Here is a 19,306-nt window from a genome sequence, read left to right as displayed (position 1 = left end):
GAGTGCCCCCACCGAGTGCACCCCCGACGCGGCGTGCTCCGCTTCACCCGTCGAGGATGAGGCGTCGCCGCACGCGTGCGGGGATGCTCGCGCCATGACGATGCAGAGCACGCCCACGGACCGGGTGCCCACCGACCTCGACCCCGTGGGGTCCTCGGCAGCGGCCGTCGCGCGGACGCTCGGCGTCGTGCCCGCGACGGGCCTCACCGACGAGGAGGCCGCCCGGCGGCTCGCCTCGGTCGGACCGAACCGCCTCGCCGAGGGAGCCAAGGAGTCGGGTCTGCGCGCGTTCCTGCGCCAGTACCGCGACTTCATGCAGCTGATCCTGCTCGGCGCCGCCGTCATCAATCAGGTCGTGACGGGCGACACCGGGACCACGGTCGTGCTGGCCGGGCTGACGGTGCTCAACGCCGTGATCGGGCTGCGCCAGGAGGCCAAGGCCGAGGAGAGCGTCAAGGCGCTCTCGCAGATGATGAAGACGATCGCGCGCGTCCGGCGCGGCGACCGGGCCGTCGAGGTCGACGCCGAGCAGCTGGTGCCCGGAGACATCGTCCTGGTGGAGGCCGGCGACCGCGTCCCCGCCGACGGCCGCGTGTGGCTCGCGGCGACCCTGGAGATCGAGGAGGCCGCGCTCACCGGCGAGAGCCTGCCCGTGGGCAAGTCCGACCAGCCCGTGCCCGGCGACGACGTGCCGCTCGGCGACCGCACCTGCATGGCCTACATGAACACGTCGGTCACCCGGGGCCGCGGCGAGATCATCGTCACCGCGACCGGCATGGACACCGAGATCGGTCACATCGCCGACCTGCTCGCCGGCACCTCGGTCGGCAAGACGCCGCTGCAGCGCCAGCTGGACTCCCTGTCGAAGATCATCGCCTCCATCGCGGGCGTCGCCCTGGTGCTGGTGCTGCTGCTCGGCCTCGCCCGCGGCCAGTCCTTCGACACCCTCTTCGTCACGGGCGTCGCGCTCGCGGTGGCGGCGATCCCGACGGGCCTGCCCGCCGTCGTGACCGCCCTGCTGTCGATGGGCACGCGCGAGATCGCCAGCCGCCACGCGATCGTGAAACGGCTGCCGGCCGTGGAGACGCTGGGCTCGACCTCGGCGATCTGCTCGGACAAGACGGGCACGCTGACGCTCAACAAGATGACCGCGCGCGAGCTCGTGATCCCGGGCCACCACCGCTTCAGCGTCTCGGGCGAGGGCTACGCGACGGCCGGCGAGATCAGCCGCGTGGGCGGCGGGGCGGTCGACCTCGACCCCTACCTGCTGCCCATGGTGCTGTGCGCCGACGCGGTGCTGGACGGTGAGAGCCTCATCGGCGACCCGACCGAGGGCGCGCTCATCGTGCTGGGCGCCAAGGGGGGCCTCGACATCACCGATACGCGCGCGGCCCACCCCCGCGTCGCCGAGGTCCCGTTCGACTCCGAGTACAAGTTCATGGCGACGTTCCACGACATGACCGCGGACGACGGCACGCCGGTCGTCCGCTGCTACGTCAAGGGCGCGCCCGACGTGCTGATCGCGCGCGCCACGACGTTCCGGCAGCCCGACGGGACGCTGGTGACCATCAGCGACGAGAACCGCCACCTGGCGCTCGAGGCCAACGACCGGATCGCGGCCGCCGGCGAGCGCGTCATGGTCGTGGCGCAGCGCGACCTCGAACCCTCGGTCGTGCGCGACGGCACCGACCTCATCGGGCAGGTCCAGGAGCTCACGCTGCTCGCGATGGTCGGCATCGTCGACCCGCCGCGCGCCGAGGCGAAGGCCGCCATCGCCGAGTGCCGAGAGGCCGGGATCCGGGTGCGCATGATCACCGGCGACCACGCGTCCACGGCGGCGGCGATCGCGACCGAGCTGGGCATCGAGGGCGAGGCCGTCACGGGCAGCGAGTTCGCCGCGATGTCCGACGAGGAGCTCGACCGGAGGGTCGACGACATCGGCGTCGTCGCCCGGGTGGCGCCCGAGGACAAGGTCCGTCTGGTGCGGACCCTGCAGCGGAACGGTCAGATCGTCGCCATGACGGGCGACGGCGTGAACGACGCCCCCGCGCTGAAGTCGGCCGACATCGGCGTCGCGATGGGCATCACCGGCACGGAGGTCTCGAAGGAGGCCGCCGTCATGATCCTCACCGACGACAACTTCGCGACGATCGTCGAGGCGGTCTCGTACGGCCGCACCCTCTACGACAACCTGCTGAAGTACCTGCGGTTCCAGATGTCGACCCTCGTCGCCTACATCGCGGTGTTCCTCGTGGCCGGGGTGCTGGGCATCGCCGACGGCTCACCGCTGAATCCGCTGCAGATCCTGTGGCTCAACATGGTCGTCGACATCCCGCTCGCGATCGCGCTGGGCTTCGACCAGCCGGCCCGCGGCCTCATGGCGCGCCCGCCGCGGCCGGTCGGCGCCCCGGTGCTGTCGCGCGCCAACTGGATCCGGCTGTGCGTCCAGGGCGCGGTGATGACCGCGGGCTCGCTCGCGGCCTACCAGATCGGCGTCGAGTGGGAGGACGCCGTGCTGGCCTCGACGATGCTGCTGACGACCCTCTCGCTGTTCCACCTGGCGGGGGCACTGCTGAGCCGCGACCAGGAGAACACCATCTTCGACAGTCGGGCACTGCCGGCGGTCGCGCAGCTGCGGCGGTACGGGATCGCGCTGCTGGCCATCGTGCTGGTGACGACGCTGGACTTCCTCCAGCGGATCTTCGGCACGACCGAGATGACCCTCGGCCAGTGGGGCACGTGCCTCGGCCTGGCCGCGACGCTCGTCGTGGTCGAGGAGATCGTCAAGGCCGTGCTGCGCAGCCGCCGCGAGCCCGTGGCTGCCTGACACCTCAGTGCAGCAGGGTGTTGAGCCCCACCATGAAGAGCCCGAGGAGCGCTGCGAACGCCGTCTCGGCACCGGTCCGCCAGCCGGAGACGCCGGCCTGGTGGGCTGCGAGGTAGCCGGACACCGCCATCAGCACGACGGTGACCCACAGGCCCGCGGCCATCGCCGTCGCGACCTGCGACCCGAAGGCCAGCATGGTCGCGAACACGACGAGGGCCGGCAGACCACCGAGGAACACGGGCCACTCGTGCCGGACGCTGCCGACGAGGCGGGCGGCGAGATGGACCTGGTCACCGTCGATGCCCCGTCCGAGGGCGTGGGTGTAGGCGTGCGAGAGCCAGTAGATCGTCAGCACACCCGCCGCGCCGATCACGCTGACCTCGGCCCGGGTCTTCTCGCTCATCAGGGCGAGGGTGGCGCCCATGACGAGCGCGCCATGGATCATGCCGGCCGGGTGCAGCCCGGCGAAGCGCCGGGCGACGCGCATCCGGAAGCCGTGAGGCGGTCGGTCGGTGGTCATGGCGTCTCCTCCCCCGCCGTGGCCGACGCGAGGACGTCGACGAACACGCGGGGCTCGCGGTGGGTGGTCAGGAGCCGGCGCTGACGGTCGGCGCTCGTGCCCTCACGGTGGACGCGCTCGAGGCCGCACAGCAGGACGTCGGCGTCGTCGCGGCCGGTGGTGCCGGGCAGGATCGTGCGCAGCAGCCGGGCCACCACGACCGCCCGGGTGACCTCGTCCGGACCGCTCGACGGTGGCCTTCCGTCCACGGCGACCGCCAGCAGGGCGGTGCGCAGCGCCGTGCCCGAGACCTTCACGGCAGGACGCCCCTGCTCCACGTCGGCCACCAGCACCGTCACCAGAGCGCGGCAGATCCCGGCGAGCAGGACCGCGTCGGCGGTCTCCAGGCACGTGTCGGCGATGCGGATCTCGATCGTCGGATAGCGCGGGGAGAGCCGCGCGAGGAAGTAGACGCTGCGCGCGTCGAGGGCGGCGCCGCGGTCAACCAGCTCCTGCACCGCGGCGTCGTAGGCCGCCGCGTCGGCCCACGGCTCGGGCGGCGCGAAGGTCGGCCAGAGCAGCTGGCGCGCGTACCGCGTGCTCTGCCAGCCGGAGTCCCGACCCGACGTCACCGGCGAGTTGGTGCCGAGCGCGAACAGCGTCGGCAGCCAGGTGCGCAGGCGCGCCAGCACCTGGACCGCGAGGTCGCGGTCGGGCAGCCCCACGTGCACCTGGCACGCGCACGTGCCGGCCGCGGCGGTGGCCTCGGGGAACCGCTCGGCCAGACCGCGGTAGCGCGGTGCGTCGGTGACGAGCTCGGCTCCCGGGTCGTCCATCGGCGGCGAGCCCGCCGCGACGAGCCGCACCCCGAGGTCGCGGCACGCGCCCGCCACCCGTGAGCGGAGGTCGCGCAGCTCGCGATCGAGATCGGCCAGGTCGGTCCACACGCCGGAGTTCGTCTCCACCTGGAACGACATGAGCTCGGGCTTCACCCGGGGGTCGCCGATCGCGCGGATGACGTCGTCGGCGACGGGCCGGACCGCTCCCTCGGGGTCGAGGAGCAGGAACTCCTCCTCCACGCCCACGGTCAGCATGGACCCATCGTGCGGACCGCGCGGCGGACGGACCTCATCCCCGTGGGATGAGGCATCCCGGCGCGCGGCTGGGTCACGCTCCGAGGAGACCGAGCGTTGGAGGAGGCCGCGATGTGTCGATGGCTGGCGTACTCGGGCAGTCCGATCCTGCTCGAGGAGCTGCTCTACAAGCCCGTCCACTCCCTGATCGACCAGAGCCAGCACTCGCGCATGGGGATCGAGACGACGAACGGCGACGGCTTCGGCGTCGGCTGGTACGGCCTCGACGAGGCGCCGGCACTGCCCGGCACGCGCCGCAGCGACGAGCCCGTGCTGTTCCGGGGCGTCGGGCCGGCCTGGGGCGACCAGAACCTGCGCGAGCTGGCGCGGTCGACCTCGTCGGGCCTGTTCCTGGCGCACATCCGGGCCAGCACGGGCACGCCCGTGCAGCAGTCGAACTGTCACCCCTTCCGGCACGGGCGCTGGCTGTGGGTGCACAACGGCGCGATCCGCGACTTCTCGGTGCTCAAGCGCGATCTGGTCATGGCGGTCGATCCCGAGCTCTACCCCTTCATGGCGGGCTCCACGGACTCCGAGGTGATGTTCTTCCTCGCGCTGACGTTCGGGCTGCACGAGGACACGATCGGCGCGGTCGAGCGCATGGCGGGCTTCGTCGAGGCGGTGGGTCGCGCGCACGGGGTGGACGAGCCGCTCCAGATGACCGTGGCGACGACCGACGGCGAGCGGCTGTGGGGCTTCCGGTACTCCAGCATCGGTCAGAGCCGCACGCTGTACGTCAGCACGGCCCTGTCCACCCTGCGCCAGATGTACCCGGACAACCCCGTGTTCTCCGAGCTCGACGACGAGACGCGGATCGTGGTCTCTGAGCCCCTCGGCGACCTCAAGGGCGCGTGGAACCCCGTGCCCGAGTCCAGCTTCGGCATCGTCGAGGCGGGGGACGACACCCTGGGGCGGTTCCAGCCCCGTGAGCCGTGAGGACGATCGGATGAGCCGTACCGCACCGTCGACCAGTCGTGCCGGCGGCGTGCTCGCCGCCACGTGCATCTCCACCCTCGTGGTGAACGCCAACACCTCGGCGGTGAGCATCCTGCTGCCGGCGATCTCGGAGGACACCGGGACGTCGGTCACGACGCTGCAGTGGGCCGTCACCGGGTACTCGCTCGTGGGCGCCGCCGTCATCGTGACCTCGGGCTCGCTGGGCGACGTCTTCGGTCGCAAGCGCGTCTTCCAGCTGGGCCTGCTGCTGTTCGTCGTCTCGTGCGTGCTCATCGCGCTGGCGGAGTCCGGTGGGATGGTCATCGCGGGGCGCGTGATCCAGGGCGCCGCCGGGGCCACGATCCTGGCGTGCGGCCTGAGTCTGCTCTCGGTGGCGAACGAGGACGAGGCACAGCTCAGGGCGGTCTCCCTGTGGGGCGCCGCGGCGGCGGTCGGAGCAGCGGCGGGACCGCTGCTCGGTGGCGTCCTGGTGGACATCACCGGGTGGCAGGGGCTGTTCTGGATCGACGCCGCGGTGGCCGTGCTGTGCATGCTGCTGACCTTCGTCACGGTCGCCGAGTCGCGCGACCCCGACCGGCCGCGGTCGATCGACTACGCCGGCACCGTGCTGATCGCCGCGACGCTGACGCCGCTGATCCTCGCGGTGACCGAGAGCAGCGACTGGGGCTGGCTCTCCCCCGCCACGCTCGGCTGCTTCGCGATCTCGATCGCCGCCGGCTGGGCGTTCATCGTCGTGGAGAAGCGGGTGGCCGTGCCGCTGCTGGACCTCGCGCTGCTGCGGAACCGCGTGCTCGTCGGCTCGACGATCGCGATTCTCATCGGTGCCGGCACGATCAACGGCCTGATGTACCTGCTGAGCCTCTACTTCCAGGACCCGTCGACGCTCGACTTCAGCCCGCTCCAGGCCGGCCTGGCGACCCTGCCGGCGACGGTGGGCCTGGTCGTCGTCGCCCCGCTGGTGCCGAAGCTGGCCGCGAAGTTCGGCGGCCGGCAGACGATCGGGGTCGGGTTCGTGCTCACGACGGTGGGCTTCGTCATCGTGGGCTTCGTCCAGTCGGACTGGCGGTACGTGGCGTTCCTGCTGCCGCTCGTCGCGATCGCGGTGGGCATGGGCCTGTCGAACGGCCCAGCCTCGTCGGCGGCGACCGCCTCGGTGCCCCAGAGCCAGGTGGGCGGGGCGTCGGGTGTCTCGAACATGGCCCGTTACGTGGGCGCGGCCGTCGCCACCGCCCTGGCCGCGACGGTGTACGGCACGGTGATCGGCAACCGCACCGACGACGGCGCCGGGCAGGCGGAGGCGCTGGCCGACGGCCTGGCCGCCGCGTCGTGGCTGATGGCCGTCTTCAGCTTCCTCGGCGTGCTGATGGCACTCGTCATCGCCAAGCATCGGGCGGCCCGCGGCACCGTGGACGACGCGGTCGCCTCGGCCGCCGCGATCACCCACACGCTGCCGACCACGGCCTCGGGCGCGGCGGAGGCGACCCGATGAGCACGACACCGACCCCGTTCACGGCCGACGACCTCGCCGCGCGGATGCGCCACGCGGTCGAGTCGGCGCAGGCCGCCGGCCTCGACGGTCTGCTGGTGATGCCGGGCCCCGAGCTCGTCTGGCTGACCGGGTACCGGCCCACGGCGATCACGGAGCGGCTCACCACCCTCGTGCTGACGGCCGACCGCGAGCCCACCCTCGTGGTGCCGACCCTCGAGCGCCCCGACGCCGAGGGCTGCGCCGCCGCCTCCGCGCTGGAGCTCGTCGACTGGACCGACGGGCAGGACCCGTTCTCCGTCGCGGCCGGCCTCCTCGGCGGCACCCGGACGCTGGCGATCTCCGACTCCGCCTGGGCGATGCACCTGCTGGGCCTGCAGGACGCCGCTCCTGGCGTGGCCTACCGCTCCTTCACCCAGGCGCTGCCGATGCTGCGCGCGGTGAAGGACGAGGCCGAGGTGGCCCGGCTCGCCGCGGCGGGCGCCGCCGCCGACGCGACCTACGGCGAGATCCTGAAGGTGCGCTTCGCGGGACGTCGCGAGACCGAGGTCGCCGCCGACCTCGCCCGGCTGCTGCGCGACCTCGGGCACGAGCAGGTCGACTTCACGGTCGTCGGCTCGGGTCCCAACGGCGCCAACCCCCACCACGAGGCGGGTGACCGAACCATCGAGGAGGGCGACGCGATCGTCCTCGACTTCGGTGGCCTCATGCACGGGTACGGGTCGGACACCAGCCGCACCGTGTCGGTCGGCGAGCCGTCGGCCCTCGTGCGCGAGGTGCACGAAGTCGTCCGCCAGGCCCAGCAGGCCGGCGTCGAGGCGGTGGCCCCGGGCGTGCCGTGCCAGGAGATCGACCGCGCCGCCCGGAAGGTGATCACCGACGCCGGGTACGGCGAGCGGTTCATCCACCGCACCGGGCACGGCATCGGCACGACCACCCACGAGCCGCCGTACATGATCGAGGGCGAGACGCAGCCGCTCGTCGAGGGCATGTGCTTCTCGGTCGAGCCCGGGATCTACCTGCCCGGGCGGTTCGGCGTGCGGATCGAGGACATCGTGACGGTCACCGCCACCGGCGGGCGGCGCCTCAACGCCACTGACCGCGGCCTCGCCGTCGTCCACTGATCACCCGCCAGGGGTGAGGCCGCCTCGCCCGCCGCGGCGTGAGACTCGGACCACCAGCCGGCTGACGGCTGCACGGACGGAGGAGCACATGTTCACCCTCGCAGTGCCTCGAGGCACCTCATGACCACCGCGGACCTCTCCGCGGAGGGCGGCGGCTCCCGCGTGCGCGCGGCCACGAGTCGCGCGAGCACGCACCAGTGGATCTCCTGGATCGCGCTGGCGATGATGACCACCAGCTCGGTGGCCAGCCTGCGCGCGGCCCCGACCATGGCGGTCTACGGTCTCGCCTGCGTCTTCCTGTACCTGCTCCCGGCGATCGTCTTCCTCCTGCCGACCTCGCTGGTCTCGGCCGAGCTGGCGTCCGGCTGGGAGGGCGGCATCTACAAGTGGGTGTCGGAGGGCCTGTCCAAGCCGATGGGCTTCCTCGCCGTCTGGTGCCAGTTCGCGATGACGATCTTCTACTACCCGAGCCTGCTGGGGTTCGTGGCCAGCACGCTGGCCTACGTCTTCAACCCCGCCCTGGCCAGCAGCGGCGTCTGGACCGCCGCGGTCATCATCGTCGTGTACTGGTCGGGCGTCTGGGTCTCGGCGCGCGGCACGAAGGGCGTCGCGGGCCTGGCCAGCGGCGGCCTCATCATTGGCACGCTCGTGCCCGGCGTCGTGCTGGTGTTGCTGGGCGTGGTGTTCCTCGGCCAGGGCAACGAGTCGGCCGCGCCGATGACGTCGGACCACCTGCTGCCCGCGTGGGCCGGACTGTCCAGCCTCGTGCTGATCGTCAACAACTTCCTGTCGTACTCCGGGATGGAGATGAACGCGGTGCACGTCGGGTCGCTGAAGAACCCCGCCAAGGAGTTCCCGAAGGCCATGTTCCTGGCGATGGGCCTCGTGCTGACGATCTTCATCCTGCCGGCGCTCGCGATCGCGTGGATCGTGCCCGCCGAGGAGCTCTCGCTCACCGCCGGCGTCATGCAGGCGTTCGACGCGGTCTTCGCGAACTTCGGCTGGCAGTGGCTCACCCCGATCGTCGGCATCATGCTGGTCACCGCCTCGCTCGGCGGCATGCTGACGTGGCTGGCCGGACCGTCGAAGGGCCTGTTGCTGATCTCGCGGCAGGAGGGCTACCTCCCGCCGTTTCTGCAGAAGCTCAACAAGAACGGCGTGCAGCAGAACATCCTCGTGGTCCAGGGCCTCGTCACCACGGTGATCGGCCTGGCCTACGCGCTGATCCCCGACGTCTCCAGCGCGTACTGGATCTTCTCGGTGATCACGACGCAGGTGTACCTGATCATGTACCTGCTGATGTTCGTCGCCGCGGTGCAGCTGCGTCGCAAGGAGCCCGACCACCCGCGCGGCTACCGCGCCCCGATGCTGGTGGGACTGTGCGGCGTGGGCTTCGCGGCCTCGCTGGCGGCCCTGCTGGTCGGCTTCATCCCGCCGTCGCAGTTCGCCTCGGGCAGCTCCGGCGTCTACTTCCTCATCGTGGGCGGCGGCGCGCTCGGCCTGGGCCTGCTGGTGCCGTTCCTGTTCTACCGCTTCCGCAAGCCGTCGTGGAAGCAGCCCCAGCCTGAAGAGGTGGTCGAGTCATGAGCACACACCGGGAGTCGCAGACGAAGCGCGAGCGGTCGTGGATCTACATCACGGCCTGCGTCCTGCTCGGCATCGCGGCGGTGGTCGCCGTGCTGACCTTCAGCGAGGCGCGCGAGTCGAACCGCGCGCAGGAGAAGGCCGACCAGCTGATCGAGGCGTTCGTCGACGCGGGCGCAGCCCGTACGCCCGACCGGGACATGATCGTCCGGGTCTTCGGCGACGACGGCGGCGCGACGTGCGAGAACCCGAACGACGCCCTCCGCCGGGCGACGCTCGCCTCGCTGCTGACGAACGGGGCCACGGGCCCGGGCGCCCGGCCGGTGATCGCCGACAGCCGGGCCGTCCAGGGTCAGCTGCTCGTCATGGAGGTCTACTGCCCCGACGAGCTCGAGGACTTCCGCTCGTACGTGGAGGACCTCAAGACCGACGACCACATCGGAGACTGATCCATGGACCTGCGCCAGCGCATCGATGCCCTCATGCCCTCGGTGCGCGACGAGCTGACCGAGCTCGTCGCGCTCCGCTCGGTGGCCGACCCCCGCCAGTTCCCGCCCGAGGAGTGTGAGCGCACGGCGGAGTGGGTGCGCGCACGGTTCGAGGCACTCGGCTTCGCCGACGCCCGGCTCGAGGAGACGGCCGACGGCAGCCACGCGGTGGTCGGCACCCGACCGTCCGCGCGGGAGGACGCCCCGACGGTCCTGCTGTACGCCCACTACGACGTGCAGCCGCCCGGGAACGAGGCCGACTGGCGCACTCCCCCGTTCGAGCTGACCGAGTCCGGCGGGCGCTGGTACGGCCGGGGCACCGCCGACTGCAAGGGCAACATCGTCATGCACCTCGCGGCCCTGCGGGCGATCGGCGACGACCTGGGGGTCAACCTCCGGCTCGTGGTCGAGGGCTCGGAGGAGCAGGGCACCGGCGGTCTCGAGGGGTTCGTCGAGGCGAACCCCGACCTGTTCCGCGCGGACGCGATCCTCGTGTGTGACACGGGCAACGCGGCGGTGGGCCGTCCGGCGGCGACCGTGAGCCTGCGCGGCATGGTCAACGTCGTGGTCACCCTCGAGTCGGCGACGTCGGAGATCCACTCCGGGATGTTCGGCGGCGCCGCGCCCGACGCCCTCGCGGCGCTCGTGGCCACGCTCGCGAGCCTGCGCGACGAGGAGGGCAACACCACCGTCGACGGTCTCGACAGCGGGCAGGAGTGGACGGGTGCGCCCTATCCGCCCGAGCAGTTCCGCTCGGACGCGGGCGTGCTGGACGGGGTGTCGCTGCTGGGCGACGGCACGGTCTCGGACATGCTCTGGGCGCGGCCCGCGGTGACGATCCTGGGCATCGACTGCCCGCCGGTGATCGGCTCGGCCGCGGCGATCGTGCCGAAGGCGGCCGCTCGCCTCAACCTGCGCATCCCGCCCGGCGTCGACCCCGCCGAGGCCGAGGCCGGACTCGTCGCGCACCTGAAGGCCGCCGTCCCGTGGGGCGTGCACTGCACCGTCGAGACCGAGGCGACGGGCTCGCCCTTCCGGGCCGCCACCGACGGGCCGGCGTATCGGGCCATGGCGTCGGCCATGCACGAGGCGTACGGGGTCGAGATGACGCACCTGGGCCAGGGTGGCTCGATCCCGCTGTGCAACGTGTTCGACGAGCTCTACCCCGAGGCGGAGATCTTCCTCATGGGCGTCGAGGAGCCGCAGGCCCTGATCCACGCCCCCAACGAGAGCGTCGACCCGCGGGAGATCGCGTCCATGGCATTGGCGGAGGCGCTGTTCCTCGAACGCTTCGCATGAGCGAGCGCCGCGAGGCTTACGAGGCGCTCGACCTGGCCCTGCGGATCGGCGAGGTGCTGCTGTCCTCCGGAGCCGGCGCCGCGGACGTGTCGGCCACGATGCTCGAGGTCACGCGGGCCTGCGGCGTGCGCAACGTCTCGGCCGACGTGACCTTCGTCGACCTCACGCTGCGGCACCAGCCGAGTCGGGACGAGCCCGCCGCGATCCAGGTGCGCCGGGTCAACCGACGGCCGGTCGACTACGCGAATCTCGTGGAGGTCGACCAGGCGGTGACCGAGCTGGTGGCCGGCCGCATCACCCGCGACGAGGCCCGCGACCGCGTCGCCCGGATCGTGTCGACCGGCCACAGCCGGCCGCGCTGGGCCGTGACGCTCGGTTGGGGCGTCATGGGCGCGGGGATCGCGCTCACCCTGGGTGGCGGGCCGGTCATCTGCGCGCTGGCGTTCATCGCCGCGTGCGGCATCGACGCCACGCAGCGTCTACTCCCGCCGCACCGCATCCCGACGTTCTACCAGCAGGCGGCGGGCGGGTTCGTCGCGACGATGATCGCGGTGCTCGCGTCGGCCACCTCGATCGAGGCGGATCCGTCCCGCGTCGTCACGTCGGGCATCGTCATGCTGCTGGCGGGCGTGGGCATCCTGGGCGCCACGCAGGACGCGCTGACCGGCTTCCCGGTGACGGCGTCGGCCCGCGTCATCGACGCGTTCCTGAACACGATGGGGATCATCGCGGGCGTGGGCGCGGGGCTCACGGTGGGCGACCTGCTCGGGGTGGGGCTCGTCGACCTCGAGGTCGGCGCCGCCGGCATCGCCGAGGCCGGGGTGATCGTCGTCGGAGCGGCCCTCGCGGCATCGGGCTTCGCGTTCGCCTCCTACGCCCCGTGGCGCGCCCTCGTGGCGGTGGCGCTGGTGGGCGGGCTCGGCCAGGCGGTGCTGCTGTCGGTCAACAGCACCGCCGTCGGGCGCACGTGGGGGTCGGCGGTGGCCGCGGTCGTGATCGGCGCGGTGTGCCACCTCGCCGCCGGCCGGTTCCGGGTGCCGCCGCTGGTCGTCGTGGTGCCCGCGATCGTGCCCCTGCTCCCCGGCCTCGAGGTCTACCGGGGGCTCGCGCTGCTCGCGCAGGGCCACGACGGCGTGCTCGAGCTCGCCTCCGCCCTGGCGACCGCCCTCGCCCTGGCCGCCGGCGTCATCCTCGGCCAGTACGTGGCCCGCCCGATCAAGCGGGAGGCCGATCGGCTGGAGCGCCGCCTGTCGGGTCCGCGGATGGTCGGCCGGGGCTAGCGCCGCTCAGTCCCCCGCGTCGAGATGGCCGGCCAGTCGGCGGTGCCGCTCGAGGCTGGCCTCGTTCAGGCCCTCGATGCGCACGGTCTTGCCCTTCGCCGCGTACTTGGTCTCGATCGCGTCGAGCGCGGCCACGCTCGACGCGTCCCAGACGTGCGACTCGGACAGGTCGATGACGATGTTTGGCGGATCGCCCGCGTAGTCGAACTGGTAGACGAGGTCGTTGCTGGACGCGAAGAACAGCTCGCCCCTGACCTTGTAGACCCGGGTGTCCGGGTCGGGGTGCGCGACGTCGACCACCTCGGTGAAGTGGGCGACCCGGCGCACGAACATCACCGACGCGACCAGGACACCGGCGATGACGCCGATCGCGAGGTTGCCCGTGGCCACGACGACGGCGACGGTCACGACCATCACGAAGGTCTCGCTGGGCGGGAGCCGGCGCAGGGTGGCCGGCGCGATGCTGTGCCAGTCGAACGCCGCCACCGAGACCATGATCATCACCGCGACGAGCGCGGCCATGGGGATCGTCGCGACGACGTCGCCGAGGCCGACCACCAGCACCAGCAGGAAGACACCGGCGAGGAACGTGGACAGCCGCGTGCGAGCGCCCGAGACCTTCACGTTGACCATCGTCTGGCCGACCACGGCGCAGCCGCCCATGCCGCCGAACAGGCCGGTGACGACGTTGGCGACGCCCTGCGCCCACGACTCGCGCGTCTTGTTCGAGTGGGTGTCGGTGATGTCGTCCACGAGCTTGGCCGTCAGCAGGGACTCCATCAGGCCGACGAGCGCCATCGCCAGCGCGTACGGGCCGATGATCCGCAGCGTCTCGAGGCTCAGCGGGACGTCGGGCGTGAACAGTGACGGCAGGCTGCTGGGCAGCTCGCCCTCGTCCCCCACGGTCGGCACGCCGAGCGACATCGTCACGGCGACCGCGGTCAGGACGGTGATCGCGACGAGCGGCGACGGGATCGCCCGGGTGAGTCGCGGCAGCAGCACGATGATGGCCACGCCGGCGGCCACCATCGGGTAGACGAGCCCCGGCACGCCGATCAGGTGCGGCACCTGCGCCATCAGCACGAGGATCGCCAGCGAGTTGACGAAGCCGACCATCACCGACCGCGGGATGAAGCGCATGAGCCGGGCGACGCCGGCGAACGCCAGCGCGACCTGGATGAGGCCGCCCAGGATCACGGTGGCGATGAGGTGGTCGTAGCCGTGCTCACGCATGACCGGCGCGACGACCAGCGCGACGGCGCCCGTGGCCGCGGAGATCATCGCGGGACGGCCGCCGAGGATCGCCGTCGTGACGGCCATCGTGAACGAGGCGAACAGGCCGACCTCGGGGTCGACGCCCGCGATGATCGAGAAGGCGATCGCCTCGGGGATCAGCGCCAGCGCGACCACCAGCCCGGCCAGCACCTCGGTGCGCAGCAGGCGCGGCGAGGCGAGCGCGGCGCGGACCGTGGGGACGCGTCCGGTCTCGGGCACGCGCGAGGGCGCGGAGGAGGTCATGGGGGTTCCGTTCCGTGCATCCGGGGACGGGGTGCGGACGCCCGGAAATCCTAGTCCCGACAGCGTGAGCGAGAGTCCTCGCGAGCCCGTGCGCTTCATCACTCGGGCCGCGAAGTCGGCGAATCCGACCTACCGTGGACTGGTGACCCAGACCCTGATGCAGCGCTATGCCCTCGACGAGGTCGTCGGCACCGGCGGCATGGGCTCGGTCTACCGAGCCACCGACACGCGCCTCGGCCGCACCGTGGCCATCAAGGTGCTCAGGCCCGGCACGGAGGACGACGAGGTCAACCGCGCGCGGATGCGCAGCGAGGCCCACCTGGCCGCCTCGATCCACCACCCGGGCGTCGCGCAGGTCTTCGACTTCGCGGAGGACGACTCCCCCGAGGACGGTGCGACCTTCATCGTCATGCAGTACGTCGAGGGGCACTCGCTGGGCCAGCTGCTCAAGGAGCGCGGGCCGATGGCGCCCGACCAGGTGATGTCGGTCGTGCAGCAGGTCGCCGAGGGCCTCCAGGCCGCGCACGACGCCGGCATCGTCCACCGCGACCTCAAGCCCGCGAACATCATGCTGACCCCCGAGGGCCGCACGGTTCTCGTCGACTTCGGCATCGCCCGCACCGACACCAGCGAGCCGCTCACCGACACCGGGTCCCTCGTCGGCACGACCGACTACATGAGTCCCGAGCAGGTGCGCGGCCGCCTCGCCACCCCGCAGTCCGACCTGTACGCGCTCGGCGTCGTGGCGTTCCACTGCCTCACCGGCACCTCACCGTTCCGCCGCGAGACGCACATCGGCACGGCGATGGCCCAGCTGCACGACGAGCTGCCGGATCTCGGGCCCAGCGTGCCCGAGGACGTGGCCGATCTCATCCGATCGCTCACGGCGAAGGACCCGGCCGACCGCCCGTCCACCGCGGCCGAGGTCGCGTCTGCTGCGTCCCGCATCGGCGCGGCGGGATCGATCGACCTGCCCGAGCGCTTCGAGGAGCCCCACCCGAGCCGCGACGTCGCCACGGACCCCATCCCGCTGCCGACCTCGGCCGTCCGTGCCGTCGCCCCTCACCGGAGCCGCCGCCCGCGGGTCGCCTACGCGTCGGTCGGCGTGATCGTGCTCGTGGCCGCACTGCTCGGAGGACGCCAGCTGATGTTCGGCGGGCCGCCGCTCGTGCCCGACGTCGTGGGGATGCAGGCAGCCGACGCGACGAGCCGGATCGACGAGGCGGGACTCACCGCCCGCACGAAGGTCGTCGACGTCGCGAACACGCCCGAGGGCGAGGTCGTGGAGCAGTCCCCCGCCCCCGGCGCGGAGGGCTCCGAGAGCAGCCCGGTCACGCTCTCGGTTGCGTCCGGCAAGGTGCGGATCACCGCCAAGAGCCTCATCGGCAAGCCGTTCGCCGACGTCGCGGCGGCGCTCGAGCGGCGCGGCTTCGCCGTGAAGCGCGCGGACGTCACGCGGGCCGGGGACACCGGCGAGGTCGTCGCACTCGACAAGACCGGCCGGCTGCCCGACGGCGCCACGATCCTGGTCTCCGTGGCGGTTGCGCCGGTCGTCACGAACGCCGCGACGGCGCCGAAGGCCACGAGCGGCGGCAGCGGCGCCGCGAAGTCCAGCGGCAACCAGGGCAAGGGCAAGAACAACGGCAAGGCCAAGGGGAAGTCGAAGGGCAAGGGCAAGGGCTGAGCCCCGTCAGTCCTCCTCTGTCACCCGCAGCGCGATCGGGAAGTGGTCCGAGAACCCCTGCTTGTCGACCGGGTGGCCCATCCCGCCGAACGGGACCGGCCGGGGGTACTGTCCCTCGTCCGCCGTGCCGGGGAAGCGCGGGATCCGCACCGACTCCTCGTCGACGCGCAGCGGTCCGTCGGCCGCCATCGCCCGGTTCACCAGCACCTGGTCGAGCAGGTTCGGCTGGTTCTGCCAGTAGAAGCTGCCGTCCGGCTGGCCGCCGCGGCCGCCGAGCAGCGGCCAGGCGAGGTTCCACAGCAGCGGGACGTCGGCGTTGAGCACGCGGTTGCGCTGGCGGGTGCTGAGCGCGTGCGTGACGAGCGAGACGTCGAACGGCTCGTCGTTGAAGTCGCCCAGCGCCAGCACGGGGGTCTCCGGTCCGTGCACCTCCAGCACCCGCTCGTGGAAGTAGGCGAGGGTCTCACCCGCGATGTCGCGGTAGCCGGCCGACTCGTACTGGCCCCCGCTCCGCGACGGCCAGTGGTTGCCGAAGACGGCCCACGTGCGAGCGCCGTGGCGGGTGCGGAAGTTGACCTGCACGATCTCGCGCGTGGCGTTGCGGCGCATGACGACGTGGAAGAAGGTCTCGTCGGCGGGCACCTCGAACAGCCCCGTGTCGTAGAGGAACGCCACGTCGATGCCGCGCGCGTCGTCGGTGTCGGCGTGGGCGATGCCGTAGTGCCGCCCCGGAAGACGCTTCTCGACGTTGGCCACCAGCAGGTTGAGGACGAAGCGGTTCTCCACCTCGCACACACCCAGCAGGTCGGGTCCGGCACCGTCGTTCATCTGGGCGATCACCGACGCGAGCTGGTCGATCTTGCGGTTGCGGAGCGTGCGTGTCCAGCCCCTGAGGTCGTTCCCGAGGGCCCGCCGGACCTTTTCGGTGCGCCGGGTCGCGGGAGCCTTCTCCTCGTCGAAGAGGTTCTCCACGTTCCACCACGCGACGTAGTAGTCGACGGACATGCGTCCACCTCCTCGGCATCCCTCTCATGATGCACCCGCATCGGCCCGTCGTGACCTGCGTCGGGGCCTCCGGACTGACACGATCAGGGGATGGACATGCCGATCGGGGTGGAGGCGGGCCTGTGGGGCCTGCTGGCGGGCGGTGCGCTGGTGATCGGCGCGGCGGTCGCGTGGCTCGTGCCCGTGCCGCGCCGCGTGGTCGCGTCGGTGATGGCGTTCGGCGCCGGCGTGCTGATCTCGGCGCTGTCCTTCGACCTGGTCGACGAGGCCGAGCAGCTGGGCGGACTGCGACCCACCGTGCTCGGCTTCCTCGCCGGCGCGCTCGCCTACGTCGCGGCCAACCTCGTGCTGGCCCGGTACGGCGCCCGCCACCGGAAGCGGTCGGGTGCTCAGCAGTCGTCCGAGGAGGAGCAGTCGGGCAGCGGCACGGCGATCGCCATCGGCGCGCTGCTCGACGGCATCCCGGAGTCGGTCGTCCTCGGGCTGTCCCTCGTGGGCGGGGGCGGCGTCGGGGTTCCCGTGCTGGCGGCGATCTTCGTCTCGAACCTGCCCGAGGGGCTGTCGAGCGCCGCCGGCATGAAGCGCAAGGGCCGCTCGGCCCGCTACGTCTTCGGGGTGTGGGGCGGCATCGCGGTGGCGAGCGGGCTGGCGGCCATGGCCGGGTGCCTGCTGCTGGAGGGCGCCTCTCCCACCACGATCGCCGCCATCACGGCCGTGGCGGCGGGCGCGATCCTGGCGATGGTGGCGGACACGATGATCCCCGAGGCGTTCGAGCGCACGCACCTGTACGCGGGGCTCCTGACGACGATCGGGTTCCTGTGCGCGTTCACGATCTCACGCGCGGGCTGAGCGCAGCAGGTCCAGCAGGTCGTCGACCATCGGCAGTGCCGCCATCTCGTCGAGGCTGAACCAGCCCGCGTCATCGGCGTCGTCACCCGCCACGAGCCGGCCCGACACGACCGTCGCCGCGAAGTCGTGGATCTCGTAGTCGCGGCCGTCGCCGATCGGCACGTGCGCGGTCCAGAGCTCGGGCCCGACCTCGACGACGTAGCCGGTCTCCTCCAGCACCTCGCGGGCGCACGCCTCCTCGAGCGTCTCCCCCGGCTCGACCCGGCCGCCCGGGACGGACCACTGCCCGCGTCCCGGGTCGTGCGCGCGGCGCACCAGCAGGACGCGACCCTCGTCGTCGAGCACGACGGCGCTCGCGGCGAGGACGGGAGCTTCGACCATGCCCCCATCATCCCCGCGGCGTAGCGTGAGTCCATGCCCCGCTCCATCGCCACCAACACCCGTGTCGGCCTCGACGAGCTGCTCGACTTCGTCCGGCCGCGTCACCGGTTCATCCTGCTCACGCGACGCTCCGACGGCAGCCCGCAGGCCTCGCCGGTCACCGGCGGGGTCGACGACTCCGGACGGCTCGTGATCTCCACCTATCCCGAGCGGGCGAAGACGCACAACGCGCGCCGCGACCCCGAGGTCAGCGTGGTCGTGCTGTCGGACGAGTGGAACGACGCGTGGGTGCAGGTCAACGGCACGGCCGAGGTGCTCGACGTGCCCGACGCGCTGGACGCGTTCGTCGAGTACTTCCGGAACATCTCCGGCGAGCACTCCGACTGGGACGAGTACCGGCAGGCGATGCTCGACCAGGGCAAGAGCCTGATCCGGATCACGCCCACGTCCTGGGGCCCGATCTCGACCGGCGGCTTCCCCGCGCGCCTCGCCGACGACTAGCCAGCGCCCCCGAGATTTGCTCCGATTTCCACCTTTTGGCACGTATGAAACGTGGAAAGTGGAGCAAATCTCGGGACGGGCGGAGGTCAGACCGGCTGCAGGGGCGTGTGCGGCTCGGCCGGCAGCGTGATGGTGACCGCGGCGCCGGGGCGCACCTCTCCCCCGCGCTCGACGACGGCCATCACGCCGGCCTTGCGGACCACGGGGGCCGAGGCGCCCGCGGAGCCGGTGGGCGGGGCGGGTCGCGAGGCGGGCGTGCCGTCCGCCTTGGCCAGCACCACCTTGATGAGTCCGGGCTGGAAGCGGTTGATCTGCACGCAGGGGTTGCGCAGGCCGGTGATCCGCACGACCGGGCCGCCGAGATCGAGCAGCGTCCCGGTGGGCAGGCCGAGCAGGTCGACGCCCTCGGTCAGCACGTTCTCGCCGAGGTCGCCGGCGGTCAGCTCGTGCCCCATCACGCGGGCCTCGTCGAACAGCTCGGCGTGGATCAGGTGCACCTGGCGCAGGTTGGGCTGCCGGGGGTCCTTCCGCACGCGCGACCGGTGCTTCACGAAGGCGCCGGCGTGGGCGTCGCCCTCGACCCCGTGGCCCTCGACGAGCGTGATGGACTCGACCGGCACCTTGCTGAAGCGGTGCCGGTCGTCCCGGCTGACGGCGACGACGCGGGGATCGGGCATGGGCCCATGCTGTC

Annotated in this window: 17 protein-coding genes; 11 read left to right on the top strand and 6 right to left on the bottom strand. The window is 72.2% G+C overall.

What is annotated here, in order from left to right:
• Positions 1–94 precede the first annotated feature (94 nt).
• Positions 95–2,827, top strand: coding sequence for a cation-translocating P-type ATPase (locus tag O3S82_RS08670; protein ID WP_269302174.1), 2,733 nt, complete (start codon positions 95–97; stop codon positions 2,825–2,827).
• A gap of 4 nt (positions 2,828–2,831) precedes the next feature.
• Here O3S82_RS08670 and O3S82_RS08665 read toward each other — a convergent pair whose 3' ends face one another.
• Positions 2,832–3,347: a hypothetical protein gene (locus tag O3S82_RS08665; RefSeq protein ID WP_269302172.1), complete on the bottom strand. Its 516-nt coding sequence runs from the start codon at positions 3,345–3,347 to the stop codon at positions 2,832–2,834.
• On the bottom strand, positions 3,344–4,420 hold the full coding sequence (locus O3S82_RS08660) for a carboxylate-amine ligase (protein ID WP_269302170.1): 1,077 nt from the start codon (positions 4,418–4,420) through the stop codon (positions 3,344–3,346). The genes O3S82_RS08665 and O3S82_RS08660 overlap by 4 nt, the downstream gene beginning before the upstream one ends.
• Positions 4,421–4,531: 111 nt before the next feature.
• Here O3S82_RS08660 and O3S82_RS08655 point away from each other — a divergent pair, with 111 nt between their 5' ends.
• From O3S82_RS08655 to O3S82_RS08625, 7 genes are all read left to right on the top strand, one after another.
• Positions 4,532–5,395 carry a class II glutamine amidotransferase gene (locus O3S82_RS08655; RefSeq protein WP_269302169.1) on the top strand — a complete coding sequence of 288 codons (864 nt, stop codon included), beginning with the start codon at positions 4,532–4,534 and terminating at the stop codon, positions 5,393–5,395.
• Between the two features lie 10 nt (positions 5,396–5,405).
• A complete protein-coding gene (locus tag O3S82_RS08650; protein WP_269302167.1) occupies positions 5,406–6,905 on the top strand; it encodes an MFS transporter in 1,500 nt (499 codons plus the stop codon).
• Complete coding sequence (locus tag O3S82_RS08645; RefSeq protein ID WP_269302165.1) at positions 6,902–8,026, top strand: aminopeptidase P family protein; 1,125 nt, start codon at positions 6,902–6,904, stop codon at positions 8,024–8,026. The genes O3S82_RS08650 and O3S82_RS08645 overlap by 4 nt, the downstream gene beginning before the upstream one ends.
• 120 nt (positions 8,027–8,146) lie before the next feature.
• Positions 8,147–9,613 (top strand): APC family permease, encoded by a 1,467-nt coding sequence (locus O3S82_RS08640; RefSeq protein ID WP_179424388.1) that lies wholly within the window; start codon positions 8,147–8,149, stop codon positions 9,611–9,613.
• Entirely contained in the window at positions 9,610–10,059 is a 450-nt protein-coding gene (locus tag O3S82_RS08635) for a hypothetical protein (protein WP_179424389.1), read from the top strand. The genes O3S82_RS08640 and O3S82_RS08635 overlap by 4 nt, the downstream gene beginning before the upstream one ends.
• A 3-nt stretch (positions 10,060–10,062) precedes the next feature.
• Positions 10,063–11,397 (top strand): dipeptidase, encoded by a 1,335-nt coding sequence (locus O3S82_RS08630; RefSeq protein WP_269302161.1) that lies wholly within the window; start codon positions 10,063–10,065, stop codon positions 11,395–11,397.
• Positions 11,394–12,677: a threonine/serine ThrE exporter family protein gene (locus O3S82_RS08625; RefSeq protein ID WP_269302159.1), complete on the top strand. Its 1,284-nt coding sequence runs from the start codon at positions 11,394–11,396 to the stop codon at positions 12,675–12,677. Before O3S82_RS08630 ends, O3S82_RS08625 begins: the two co-directional genes overlap by 4 nt.
• A gap of 6 nt (positions 12,678–12,683) precedes the next feature.
• Here O3S82_RS08625 and O3S82_RS08620 read toward each other — a convergent pair whose 3' ends face one another.
• Complete coding sequence (locus O3S82_RS08620; RefSeq protein ID WP_269302157.1) at positions 12,684–14,195, bottom strand: SulP family inorganic anion transporter; 1,512 nt, start codon at positions 14,193–14,195, stop codon at positions 12,684–12,686.
• A gap of 142 nt (positions 14,196–14,337) precedes the next feature.
• Between O3S82_RS08620 and O3S82_RS08615 the strand changes: the two genes are divergently transcribed.
• A complete protein-coding gene (locus O3S82_RS08615) occupies positions 14,338–15,879 on the top strand; it encodes a protein kinase domain-containing protein (RefSeq protein WP_269302155.1) in 1,542 nt (513 codons plus the stop codon).
• A gap of 6 nt (positions 15,880–15,885) precedes the next feature.
• Here the strand turns inward: O3S82_RS08615 and O3S82_RS08610 are convergent, their stop codons facing one another.
• Entirely contained in the window at positions 15,886–16,884 is a 999-nt protein-coding gene (locus O3S82_RS08610; RefSeq protein ID WP_269302153.1) for an endonuclease/exonuclease/phosphatase family protein, read from the bottom strand.
• 90 nt (positions 16,885–16,974) lie between these two features.
• Between O3S82_RS08610 and O3S82_RS08605 the strand changes: the two genes are divergently transcribed.
• The gene (locus O3S82_RS08605; protein WP_269302150.1) at positions 16,975–17,733 is read left to right on the top strand and encodes a ZIP family metal transporter; all 759 of its coding nucleotides are present in this window, start codon (positions 16,975–16,977) and stop codon (positions 17,731–17,733) included.
• Here O3S82_RS08605 and O3S82_RS08600 read toward each other — a convergent pair.
• Positions 17,719–18,114 carry an NUDIX hydrolase gene (locus tag O3S82_RS08600; protein ID WP_269302149.1) on the bottom strand — a complete coding sequence of 132 codons (396 nt, stop codon included), beginning with the start codon at positions 18,112–18,114 and terminating at the stop codon, positions 17,719–17,721. The genes O3S82_RS08605 and O3S82_RS08600 overlap by 15 nt on opposite strands.
• A gap of 33 nt (positions 18,115–18,147) precedes the next feature.
• Here O3S82_RS08600 and O3S82_RS08595 point away from each other — a divergent pair, with 33 nt between their 5' ends.
• On the top strand, positions 18,148–18,615 hold the full coding sequence (locus tag O3S82_RS08595) for a PPOX class F420-dependent oxidoreductase (protein WP_269302147.1): 468 nt from the start codon (positions 18,148–18,150) through the stop codon (positions 18,613–18,615).
• Positions 18,616–18,701: 86 nt separating this feature from the next.
• Here the strand turns inward: O3S82_RS08595 and O3S82_RS08590 are convergent, their stop codons facing one another.
• Entirely contained in the window at positions 18,702–19,292 is a 591-nt protein-coding gene (locus O3S82_RS08590) for an MOSC domain-containing protein (protein WP_269302145.1), read from the bottom strand.
• Between the last annotated feature and the right edge of the window lie 14 nt (positions 19,293–19,306).

The organism is Aeromicrobium sp. HA, assembly GCF_027171405.1.
GTDB lineage: Bacteria > Actinomycetota > Actinomycetes > Propionibacteriales > Nocardioidaceae > Aeromicrobium > Aeromicrobium tamlense.
The sequence above is the reverse complement of the archived record's forward strand: the minus strand, read 5'-3'. Positions and strand labels throughout refer to the sequence as shown.